Below are 11664 nucleotides of genomic sequence, written 5' to 3' on the forward strand. Positions count from 1 at the left end.
CGCGAGCCGCCGCCATCGCGGCCGACGGGTCGAGCAGGGCGCCGGCCGGCAGGGCGGTGCGCAACACCGCGAGTTCGATCAGGCGGGCCAGCCGGCTCACCTGATGGCGCGGACGGCCGAGCCGCACGGCCGGGTGGTTGAGCAGAGCCAGCACCGGCACCGGCGCCAGGTCGGAATGCGCCGCCGCAAGCGCCAGCCGCGCCAGGGCTCCGGCACCCGTATGGGCCAGGGTTTCGCCGCCCGAATCATCGATGGCGATGTCCCAGCGGGTCAGTTCCTCCTTAACGCGACGGGCCAGCGTGCGGTCGGGCGTCACCAGGATGGCGGTGCCGGGTCCGTCCAAGGTTTCGCGCAGCGCCAAGGCCAGGGCCAGCGCCTCTTCGCGCTCGTCGGCCGCCTCGATCACCGCCACCCGGTCAAGCGCCGCCGGGGCCGAAAGGATCGCCGGATCGAGCACCAGCGCCTGCCAGGCGTCCGTGGTGTCGGCCGGCCGCAGCGCTTCGCTGACCAGGCGGTTGCGGGCCCGCACGCCCTCCGGCACGGCCCCGAGCGCCACCACGTCGCGCCGCCCGACGCCCAGCGCCGGCAGCAGGCGTCGGAAGCCCGCCTGAGCATGGCTTGCCCCCGAGCCTGCCTCGAAGGCGGTGCCGTCGATGGCCTCCCATGCGGCCTCGTCGAGCCCCTGATCGAGGCCGGGCAGCACCACGGCGCCCTGCGGCAGCCGTGCGATGCAGGCCATCAACCGGCCCGTTGCGGCATTGGAACCGGTGGCGCCCGCCACCACGATCGGGCCGGGATGGTGGCCGGGGCGGTGCAGCCGAACGATCTCGAAATCGATCAACCGGGCCTGCAGGCCGGCGGGATCGACCCGGCCGCGGTCGGCCAGGATGGCGGGCCATTGGGTGACGGCGATGTCGAGGAAATCCAGCGTCACGGCCCAATACCGGTCGAAGGCCTCGGTGCCGAGCGGCTGCAGGCGCTTCCACGGCACGTCCTCGATGATCAGCTCGTCGAGCAGCGTGGCGAGCTCTCCTGCGAGGTGCCAGGCGTCGGCGGCCGTGGTGGCCACCACGAAATTCTCGTGCTCGGCCACCTCGCGCTGGCCGTCGGGCGCGACAGTCACCAGGGCGTGGCGCACCGATCCGCTCCAGGCGAGGATCAGCCGGGTCAGGATCATGCGACGCTCGAGCGGGTCGATGGCGGCGACAGGCGGCGCCGCGAGGTCGTCGTCGAACAGCGCGCCGTCGGCCAGCCCGTCCTGTTCCAGCGCCCCGAGGGCCCGGATGCGCGGCAGAAAGGCCGTGGTGCCCATCTGGTCCGCGATCGTGCTGGCAAGCGCCCGCGCGGCGCGACGCGACGGCAGGTACAGGGTGGCGCCCGCAAGCCCGAGCGGGCCGACATTTCGGCTGAAGCCCGGCACCAACCGCCCTTCGAGCAGCGCCGCCACCAGCGCGTCGAGGAAGGGGACGCCGGGGGGAATGGTGAAGACGTTGGGAATGGCAAGCTGCCGGCACGAACGGGATGGGATATCAGATAGCAATCTGCGCAGGGATTACCAATGCTGGGCGACGCTGGGCCAATGACCGACGACGTGGTGCATGACCTTTCGGCGCTCAGAGCGCTTTATAGCGCAGTCGGCGAGGCATCGCGCGTGAAGGAGGTGGATTACCTCCACCCCGTTTATGCCGCCTTCATCAAGGCTGCACCCTTCTTGGTGCTTGCAACAAGCGGTCCCGTGGGGCTCGACGCCTCGCCGCGCGGAGATGCCGAGTGGCTCGTCACCATCCTCGATCAACATACATTGCTGTTACCTGACCGCCGAGGCAACAACCGTATTGACAGCCTCGAGAACATCCTCGCCGATCCCCGGGTCGGCCTGTTGTTCCTGATCCCGGGCGTTGGTGAGACATTACGCGTAAATGGAAGCGCCGAAATTCTGGCAACGCCAGCGCTGCTGGATCGCTTTGCGGTCGAGGGTAAAAGGCCGCGAACGGTTTTGCGGATCACGGTCGAGAGCGTGTTTTTCCAGTGTTCGCGTGCCGTGGTGCGGGCCGGGCTTTGGGACCCGTCGCGTTTTGCGGATCGGGCCTCGCTGCCGAGTGCTGGAGACATCCTCGCGGCCCTAAGTCGGGAGGCCATCGATGGTGCGGACTATGACCGGGCCTTGCCGGAGCGCCTGCGAACCACGCTATATTGAGCGCGGTGGCCGGTCAGTCCGACGCCGCCGCAAAGGCCGCCTCGGCCTCGCCGATCGCGGCCGGTGTGCCGACATGCAGCCAAGTGCCGTCGAGCGAAACGCCATGCAGGCGACCCCGCTCGGCCGCGGCGAAGAAGAACGGCGCCAGTTTCAGCGGTTCCGCCGGCAGCCCGGCGAACAACTCCGGCTTGATGATTCCGACCCCGGCATACACGAAGGGCACGCGGCCTTCGCGGCGGCGGCTCAGCCGCCCGTCGGGCGCGAGCGTGAAGTCGCCGTCCCAGTCGACGCCGACGCTGCCGTCCGTCGCGGCCACGAGCAGCAACACATCCATGCGGGCCGCGTCCCAGGCGTCCGTCAGAGCCTCGAGGGCGGGCGTCGCCTCGATCCACAGCGCATCGGTGTTGCAGATCAGGAAGGGCGCGGGCCCGAGCGCCGGCAGCGCCGCCACGATACCGCCGGCCTGGTCGAGCAGCGTGGCGCGCTCGTCCGAGACCGTGATGGCGGGCCGGCTGCGCCCCGCCAGCGCCGCCTCGATCTGGTCGGCGCGGTAATGCACGTTGACCACCGCCCGGGCCACGCCGGCCTGGGCCAGGCGGTCCAGCATGTGGTCCAGCATGGTGCGGCCCGCGACCGCCACGAGCGGCTTCGGGATCGCGTCGGTGACGGGCCGCATCCGGGTGCCGAGCCCGGCCGCAAACACCATGGCGGCGTCAGGCCTCGTCATCGGCGTAGTCCCAGGATGCGGGGCAGGTAGGTCTGGTACCAGAACCGCATCTCGTGCAGCGCCGGATGGGCCAGACCGCGCGCCAGATAGCCTTCGATGCGGGGCAGGTGGGCGAGATATTGCGGCTTGCGATCCCGCTTGTTCAGCCGCGCGAAGGCGCCGAGGATCTTGGTGTTGCGCTGCACGCCGAGGATCGCATAGGCCTCGGCGAAGCTGACCATGTCGAACAGCGCCTGGTTCGAGCGGCGATGCTGCGCGTAGGCGCCGAGCAGTTTCAATTCCAGGGCGTCCGGAACGGTGACGCGCGCGTCCTGTAGCAGCGAGGCCAGATCGTAGGCCGGGTGGCCCAGCACGGTGTCCTGGAAGTCGATGACGCCGACGCGGGCCAAGCCCTCGCGGTTCGGCTGCCAGATCAAATTCGGCGAATGGTAATCGCGCAGGCACCACGTCTTCGGTCCGGCCAGCACCTCGGCGAACAGGCGCGAGCAGATGGAAATGAAGTTGGCCCGGGCGCTCGCCGGCAGGGTGATGCGGGCCACCTCGGGTGCATACCAGTCGAGCACCAGCTCGGCCTCGATCAGCAGGGCGTCGAGGTCGTAGGGCGGCACGCTATATTGGCTCCCCTCCGGTCCCGCGAGGGTTTCGGGCAGGGGCTGGTCATGCATCCAGGCCAGCAGGCCGACCGCGGCCTCGTAGCGCTCCGGGATCGGGGCGCCGTGGCGCACGATGGGTTCGTCGCCGAGGTCCTCGATCACCGCCAAGCCGCGCCGTGGCTCGGCCGCCAGGATGCGCGGCACCGAGATGCCGCGTGCCGCGAGCCCGCCGTCGATGGCCAGGAACGGCCCGATGTCGCCCGCGAGACGCGCCACATGGTGATAAGGCTTGCCGAAGCGCACCACGATGGCGTCGGTGCGGGGCGGCGAGATCATCAGCACCGCGTGGCTGCCGTCGGCCGCGGTGAGGCGCTCATAGGCGCGGGTCGAGGCATCGCCCGTCATGAAGCGGCGCCGGGCGCCCGAGAAGCCGGCACGCTCCAGCAGCGTTTCGATGCGCCGCGCTTGTTCGAGCCGCGGCGCTGCCGTGCCGTGTGCTGCGACCGCGATCGTCCGGGCTCCGGGCCCGAGGGCCGGCACCAGCCCGAAGGTGATCTCGTACCGGTCGGCCGGCAGCCGATCGGCGATGCGTTCGGGCCATTCGACCAGCACCAGTGCGCCTTCGGCCGCCTCGTCCCAGCCGATCTCGTTGAGGTCGTCCTCTCCCTGCAGTCGGTAGAAATCCGCATGGGTCAGCGTGAGATGCGGCGCCTCATAGCTTTGCAGCAGCGTGAAGGTGGGGCTCGGCACCTCCGCCTCGGGGTCGCCGAGCAGCGACCGGATCAGGGCGCGGGCAAAGGTGGTCTTGCCGGCCCCAAGCCCGCCCGCGAGGCACACGAAGTCGCCCGCGCGCAGCGTCGCCGCCATGGTTTCGACGAGGCCGGCGAGCTCCGCCTCGTCCGACACCTCGAGCGACCATCTCGCAGGTTGTGCAGCCGTTTCGTCCCCCACGGCATCCTCCTCGCGCGACATCAGCCGTGTTTATAGGAAGATGGTTTCCGAACCCCAAACGCGCCGGCGCAATGGCCGACGTCGCTACATCGGCAGGTTCTTCGCATCCTGCGGCGGCGGCAGCACCAGGGTGGCCACCGTGCGGGCCGGGAAGATGCAGGTGACGCTGGTGCCCTCGCCGGGCGCGGAATCGATCAACACCTCGCCGCCGTGCAGCTCCATCAGCGAGCGGACCATGGACAATCCAAGCCCGACGCCGCGGTGGCGCGTGCCGGCCGTATCGGAATGGAAGCGGTCGAACACCTGATCGAGCAGGTCGAGCGGAATACCGCGGCCTTCGTCGGTCACCTTGAACACCATCTGGTCGTCGCGTCGCATGGCGGCCAGCGTCACCCGCTGGCCCGCGGTCGAGAAGCCGATGGCGTTCGACAGCAGGTTGAACAGGATCTGGCGCACCCGCTTGCCATCGGCCTGGAAGCTGCCGATGTCGTCGCGCGACACGATATCGAGCGCTACGCCATTGTCGGCCAGGCGGTCCTGCACGCCCTTGGCGGCTTCGGCCATGGTGGCCGCAACGTCGATCGTCGACGGCGACAGCTCCATCGCGTCCATGTCGATCGTCGCGAGATCGAGGATGTCGTTGATGATAGCCAGCAGCGCCGCCGAGGATTTCAGGATGTAGCCCGAATATTCGCGCTGCTTGGTGTTGAGCTCGCCGACCGAACTGTCGCCAAGCAGTTCCACGAAGCCGATGATGTTGGTCAGCGGCGAACGCAGTTCGTAGGACACGTGGTGGACGAAATCGTTGCGCAATTGTTCGGCGTCGAGCAGCACCTGGTTCTGTTCGCGCAACACCCGGGCGATGTTCACGGCATCGGTGGCGTCCGTGAAGGTGATCAGCGTGGCGCCGTCCGGCAAGGGGGCCACGGCGCAATCCACCACCGTGCCGTCGGTGCGGTGCAGGCGGCGCTCGAAGGTCAGCCGTTCGTCCGCGAGCCCCGCCACGACGGAGCGCAGGTGCCCCATGTCGTCGGGTTCCTGGCACAAGTCGCGGCAGCGGCGCGTCACCTCGTCGATGTGGGGACGGTTGCACAACAGGGCCTGGTCGAGGTGCCAGATCTCACCGAAGGCGGGGTTGAACAAGGCCAGCCGCCCGTCGGTGCCGAACACCGCCACGCCTTCGCGCAAGGTGTCGAGCGTTTCGCCCTGCACCCGGATCAGGCCGTTGAACTTCGATTCGAGCTGGTAGCGCTCGGTCGTATCGTCGAACAGGTAGATGACGCCGCCATCCGGGTTCGGAATGGTGACGACCCGGAGGCGCCGATTGGCCGGCAGGTACCAGGTCTGCTCGGTGGTCTCGACCGAGCGGTAGACCGCCAGAACGCCGGCCTTCCAGACGCGGAAATCGGCCTGTTCGGGCAGGCGGCCCTCCGTTCGCAGCCTGTCCAGGATCTCGCCGTCGAAGGGCTGGGTTTCGAGGAAGGCCGGGCTGAGCGACCAAATGGCCCGGTAGGCGGCATTGTGGAACTGCAGGCGCTTGTTGCGATCGAAGATCGCCACGCCGGTCGTCAGATTATCGAGCAACTGACCATGGGCGGAGGCCTGGTGCGCCACGGCATCCCGGGCGGCTTCGAGTTCCGACAGATCGACCGCCATGCCGGCCGACCCGAAGGGGCCCGACACCTCGACGACGTTGAGCATGTGGCGGGCGCCTGCCACCACGGCGGGCGCCCGGGCCCGCCAGGCGAGCCCGTCGCGCCGCGACGCGAGGGCCGCCGCGCGCGCCGTTTCCTCGAGCAGTTCGGCCCCGCGGGCGATGGCCTCGTCGCGGCCGACGGCCTCGACGGCCCGCACATAGGCGGCATTGACCCAGGCGATCTCGCCCGCGGCGTCGCGGGACCAGACGGGATCGGGCACGTTGTCGGCGAGGTGACGCATCGTTTCGAGGTCGCCCACGACGCGGCCATGCTGCTCGCGCAGGCGGGTCAACTCGAGCCGGTCGCCCGAAACGTCGCGCAGCCGCAGGATGGCCCGGCCCCCCATGGCGCGACCTTCGGCCTCCATGTGGCGACCGGTCTTGGTGCGGATCGCCATGCGGAAGGCTTCGCCCCGCGCCCGCAGCCGGTCGACCGCATGGTCGAGCGCCTGGGCGGATTCGGGCGGCAGCCAGGCTCCGAAACCGAGGATGCGGCGCGGCATCGGCAGGTCGGTGACGAGCGACAGGTCGCCCTCGATCTCGGGTTCGGCCTGGGCCGACGACCAGGCCACCACGATCTGCGGCTCGGCCGCCAAAAACACCTGGGCGCGGTCGAGCTTCGCCCGCACGTCCGAAAGGGCCGTCAGCAGTCCTTGTTCACGGTCGGCCCAGCGGCGGCGTGCGAACAGCGACAACAGCGCCGTCGTGGTGGCGAAGAGCACCAGCCCGGACACCAGCGCCGCGCTGGCGAAGGCGCCGTGCTGCGCCATGATGTCGGCCGAAACGCTGTGCGGCTCGGCCGCACCGGCGACATCAACCGTGCAGGCCCCCGCCAGCAACGCCCATCGCGTGCGCCGTCCGCCGCAAGGACGGTGAAGGCTGCGCCAACCGGATCCCATGCCGACAAGATCCCATGGCCAACCCATTCCCTTCCTTCCGCCTCGATCATGCCGAACCCGCGCCCCCTGAACGCTGGTCCGGCGTCGAGCCACCGCCGCGCGGCTCGAATCATCGGACTGTACCCGCAGGGGATTGCGCTTCGGAAGGTCTTGACATGAAACGAAGCACCCCCGGGCATGCTGCCATGCCGGGGGTGCTTTTCGTGCAACGCTGCGGCAGGAATCATCCCGCCCGCAAGACTCAGTAGCGGTAGTGCTCGGGCTTGAACGGGCCCTTGGCGGCGACGCCGAGATAGGCCGATTGCGCGTCCGACAGCTGCGTCAGCTTCACGCCGATCTTGTCGAGATGCAGCGCCGCGACCTTTTCGTCGAGGTGCTTCGGCAGCACGTAGACCTCGTTCTTGTACTGGCCGGGCTTCGTCCAGAGCTCGATCTGGGCAAGCGTCTGGTTGGTGAAGGACGCCGACATCACGAAGGACGGATGGCCGGTGGCGTTGCCGAGGTTCACGAGCCGCCCTTCGGACAGCAGGATGATGCGCTTGCCGTCCACGAACTCGATCTCGTCGACCTGCGGCTTGACGTTGTGCCACTTGAAGTTCTTCAGGCCCGCGACCTGGATCTCGGAATCGAAGTGACCGATGTTGCACACGATGGCGCGGTCCTTCATGGCCCGCATGTGGTCGACCGTGATGACGTCGACGTTGCCGGTTGCGGTGACGAACAGGTCGGCGCGCTTGGCGGCGTCCTCCATGGTGGTGACCTCGTAGCCCTCCATGGCGGCCTGGAGCGCACAGATCGGGTCGACTTCCGAGACCATGACGCGGCAGCCGGCGTTGCGCAGCGACGCCGCCGAACCCTTGCCGACATCGCCGAAGCCCGCCACCATGGCGACCTTGCCGGCCATCATCACGTCGGTGCCGCGGCGGATGCCGTCGACCAGCGATTCGCGGCAGCCATACAGGTTGTCGAACTTCGACTTCGTCACCGAATCATTGACGTTGATGGCCGGGAACAGCAGCTTGCCTTCCTTGGCCATGATGTAGAGGCGATGGACGCCCGTGGTGGTTTCCTCGGTGACGCCCTTAATGGCCTTGCCGACGCGGCCATACCAGCCGTGGTCGGCGGCGATGCGCTTCTTGATGGCTGCGAAGAGGACTTCCTCTTCCTCGTTGCTGGCCTTGTCGAGGAACGCCGTGTCGCCGTTCTCGGCCCGGATACCGAGGTGGATCAGCAGCGTCGCGTCACCACCGTCGTCGAGGATCATGTTGGGCGTGCCGCCATCGGCCCATTCGAAGATGCGGTGGGTGTAGTCCCAATAATCGACGAGGCTTTCGCCCTTGATGGCGAAAACCGGGGTGCCGGTGGCCGCGATCGCCGCGGCGGCGTGGTCCTGCGTCGAATAAATGTTGCACGAGGCCCAGCGCACGTCGGCGCCGAGCGCCTTCAGGGTCTCGATCAGCACGCCGGTCTGGATCGTCATGTGCAGCGAGCCGGCGATGCGGGCACCCTTGAGGGCCTGCGTGGCGCCGAACTCGGCCCGCACGGCCATCAGGCCCGGCATCTCGGTTTCCGCGATGGTGAGCTCCTTGCGGCCCCAATCGGCCAAGCCGATGTCGGCGATGGCATAGTCGTGGCCTGAGGCGGCGCTGGTTGCTGTACCCACGGTCATTGATGATCCTTCCAAACGATGAATGCCGCATAGCATTGCCCGGCGATGCGCGCAATAAACATATAAGCAATTCCTTATATGGAATGATCGCCCTGGCGGATCGCATGAAAGCGCCGCAAAGCCCTGCCACGCCGCGGCTTGGTTTTCTTGTGGGTCTTTATGACACGTCGCATCTCCAGCCTCGGCATCAGCCTGCGCCGGCACGGGCGTCGTCCCGTGGCGGCCGCACTGGCCTTGGCCCTGGTGATCGCCACCATCCTGGCGGGCGCGGCGTGGCGCTACCATGCGGGGCTCGTGTCCGAGGCCCAGGACCGGACGGCGCGATTGTCGTTCTTGTTGTCCGAACAGGCGGCGCGCACCTTCGAGGCGGTGGACATCACCTTGCGGGGCCTCGAGCCCCTGCTGGCTGGCGCCGGCGATCCCGCGCCCGCCACCGACCTCGATGCGATGCTGCGCCGTCGCGCCGCCGAACTCAGCGTCGTGCAGGCGATCCGGGTCAGCGACGCGGACGGCCGGGTGGTGTCGTCGTCCGATCCCGACGCGGTGGGCACCCTCGACCTCGGCTGCCGGGCCGCGCTGGCGGTGCAAACCGCCCCCGCGCTGGCCATCGGTTGTTCGCTGGGCGATGTCGGCGCCAGCGGGCGGGCCACCATCACGGTGGCGCGCCGGCTTGGCCGGGCCGGCGACGCCTTCCAGGGGTTCATCGTGGCCGACCTCGATCCTGGCTATTTTTCGCGCTTCTTCTCGGACCTCGACCTCGGCCCGCATTCGGTCATCACCCTGGTGGAAACGCACGGGCACGTCTTGCTCGCCTCGACACGGCCGGCCGGGGACGAGGCGCCGACCCGTCGCCAGCTGGTGCCGCCGACCGAGCGTCTGCGGCTCGGGCAATTGCAACAGGACGCGCAGGCCCAGATTACCGCCACCCATGCGGCCGACGGCTATCCGCTGTCGGTGCAGGTGGGCATCGACCGCAGCACGGTGGCGCGGCGCTGGTGGCAGATGATGATGCCGAGCTTCGTGCTGACGATGGCGGTCGGCGGGTTGCTGCTCGCCCTGGCGCTGACGATCGAACGCCATCAGGCCGAACGGGTCCTGGTGGCCCAGCGCGCCGCCGTGGCCCAGAAGCTCGAATCGATGGGCCAGATGACCGCCAGCGTGGCCCATGACTTCCGCAACGTGTTGACGGCGCTGCAAGGCAGTTTGCGCCTGATCGGCAAGCGCGGCGCCGATCCGACCGTGCTGCGTGAGGCAGGCGGCACCTTGGCGCGCGGCGGCGCCATGGTGGACCGTCTGCTGGCCTTTTCGCGTCGGCAGGAGCTTCGCCCCGAAACCCACGACGTCGGGACGCTGCTGCATGAGTTGCAGATGACGCTGCAGCATGTGGCGGGGCTCGACGCCAAGGTGGAGGTCGAGGTGGCCGACGACCTGAAACCGTGCTGGCTCGACAAGGTGCAGTTCGAGGCCGCCTTGATGAACCTCGTGGTCAATGCCCGTCAGGCCATGCCGGGGGGCGGCTCGGTGTTCGTCGTCGCGCGGGCGCTCGCGGACATGCCGGACCGCGTCGAAGTTCTGGTGCGGGATACCGGCTGCGGCATCGATGCCGCGACCCTGCGGCGGGTGTTCGAGCCTTTCTTCACCACCAAGGCCCAGACCGGCACCGGGCTCGGCCTCGCCCAGGTGCAGGCCATGATGGCCGACATCGGCGGCACGGTGGAGATCGCCAGCACGGTCGGCGTCGGCACAACCGTGTCGCTGCGCCTGCCGGTGGCGTCCGCGGCCGAAACCGTGGCGGCTGCGGCGCTGGTGCTCGATCCGGTGTGAAGCCCACCTATCGGCGTGGCAAAGGCGGCAACCGCGCCAGCAGGCGCCGCACGGCCGCCAAATCGTCGAAGCGAAGCGTCACCGGCAGGACCGTGGCCGAAAAGTCCGGCGGCAGCCGCATGCGGTCCTTGGCCGTGGTGACGAGGCGTGCCCCCAGGGCGTCGGCGTCCCGCAGCAGCGCCGCCCGGTCGTTGTCCGCGAAGGAATGATGGTCCGGGAAGGCCCGCCGCTCGCGCAGGTCGAGGTTGCAGGCTTGCAGCGTGGCGAAGAATTTCTCGGGCCGCCCGATCCCCGCGAAGCCGAGCAGCGGCTGGCCCCGCAACTGCGCCACGGTTGTGGCGTCGGGCTCCAGGCTGGCGCCCAGCACCGGCAGACCCCGGGCTTCGGCCTCGGCCCGCACGGCGGCGCCCGGCGCCCCCTCGCCGATGATGCAAAGCGCGTCGACATGTGGCCATTGCGCTTTGACCGGGGCCCGCAAGGGCCCGGCCGGCACGCATAAACCGTTGCCGACTCCCGCGGCGCCATCCACCACGGCCAGCGTCAGCGTCTTGTGCAGCGTCGGGTTCTGCAAGCCGTCGTCGAGCAGCAGCAGCGTGGCACCCTCAGTCACGGCCTGGCGGGCGGCATCGCGCCGGTCCGCGGCCACATAGGTCGGGGCCGCGGCCGCGAGCAGCAGCGGCTCGTCGCCGACCTCGCTCGCCTCGTGCCGGCCGGCATCGACGCGCAGCACATGCCGCTCGGTTCCCCGTGCGATCCTGCGGCCGTAGCCGCGCGACAGGATGGCCGGGCGATGGCCTTCGGCCACCAACAGCGCCGCGAGCGCCAGGGTCGTCGGCGTTTTGCCGGCGCCCCCGGCCACGAGGTTGCCGACGCAAACCACCGGCACGGGCGTCACGACGCCAGGGCGGGCCATACGGCGCGCCGTCAGAGCGCCGTAAACAAGGCCCGCGGGTTGCAGCAGCCGTGCCACCAGACTCGGCCGCGGTCGCCACCAGAAGCCAGGGGCCTGCCTCAGCGGGAGCCTCCCAACAAGGGCGGCAGGAGCGGTGCCAGCGCCGCCAGCGTGCGGTCGGCGGCACCGGCCGCGGCCTCGACGGCAACGCCGGCC

At 69.3% G+C, this 11664-nt stretch carries 7 protein-coding genes and 1 pseudogene; 2 read left to right on the top strand and 6 right to left on the bottom strand.

Annotated elements, in window-relative coordinates; genetic code table 11:
- Positions 1-1540: pseudogene (locus P7D22_RS20585) on the bottom strand (double-strand break repair protein AddB); the annotation flags it as partial.
- Positions 1541-1579: 39 nt separating this feature from the next.
- On the opposite strand from P7D22_RS20585, the gene P7D22_RS20590 reads away from it, so the two are divergent.
- Positions 1580-2197 carry a pyridoxamine 5'-phosphate oxidase family protein gene (locus P7D22_RS20590; RefSeq protein ID WP_319936135.1) on the top strand — a complete coding sequence of 206 codons (618 nt, stop codon included), beginning with the start codon at positions 1580-1582 and terminating at the stop codon, positions 2195-2197.
- A 13-nt stretch (positions 2198-2210) separates the two neighbouring features.
- On the opposite strand, the gene P7D22_RS20595 is transcribed toward P7D22_RS20590, so the two are convergent.
- From P7D22_RS20595 to ahcY, 4 genes are all read right to left on the bottom strand, one after another.
- The gene (locus P7D22_RS20595; RefSeq protein ID WP_319936136.1) at positions 2211-2924 is read right to left on the bottom strand and encodes a nucleotidyltransferase family protein; all 714 of its coding nucleotides are present in this window, start codon (positions 2922-2924) and stop codon (positions 2211-2213) included.
- Positions 2921-4468 carry a tRNA (adenosine(37)-N6)-threonylcarbamoyltransferase complex ATPase subunit type 1 TsaE gene (gene tsaE, locus P7D22_RS20600; RefSeq protein ID WP_319936137.1) on the bottom strand — a complete coding sequence of 516 codons (1548 nt, stop codon included), beginning with the start codon at positions 4466-4468 and terminating at the stop codon, positions 2921-2923. The genes P7D22_RS20595 and tsaE overlap by 4 nt, the downstream gene beginning before the upstream one ends.
- Before the next feature lie 84 nt (positions 4469-4552).
- Complete coding sequence (locus P7D22_RS20605) at positions 4553-7063, bottom strand: PAS-domain containing protein (RefSeq protein ID WP_319936138.1); 2511 nt, start codon at positions 7061-7063, stop codon at positions 4553-4555.
- A 241-nt stretch (positions 7064-7304) separates the two neighbouring features.
- Complete coding sequence (ahcY, locus tag P7D22_RS20610; protein ID WP_319936139.1) at positions 7305-8732, bottom strand: adenosylhomocysteinase; 1428 nt, start codon at positions 8730-8732, stop codon at positions 7305-7307.
- A 159-nt stretch (positions 8733-8891) separates the two neighbouring features.
- On the opposite strand from ahcY, the gene P7D22_RS20615 reads away from it, so the two are divergent.
- Positions 8892-10556 (top strand): ATP-binding protein, encoded by a 1665-nt coding sequence (locus tag P7D22_RS20615; protein ID WP_319936140.1) that lies wholly within the window; start codon positions 8892-8894, stop codon positions 10554-10556.
- 7 nt (positions 10557-10563) lie between these two features.
- Here P7D22_RS20615 and lpxK read toward each other — a convergent pair whose 3' ends face one another.
- A complete protein-coding gene (gene lpxK, locus P7D22_RS20620) occupies positions 10564-11526 on the bottom strand; it encodes a tetraacyldisaccharide 4'-kinase (RefSeq protein WP_319936141.1) in 963 nt (320 codons plus the stop codon).
- Between the last annotated feature and the right edge of the window lie 138 nt (positions 11527-11664).

The sequence above is a fragment of the Lichenihabitans sp. Uapishka_5 genome (assembly GCF_033947565.1).
Classification (GTDB): domain Bacteria; phylum Pseudomonadota; class Alphaproteobacteria; order Rhizobiales; family Beijerinckiaceae; genus Lichenihabitans.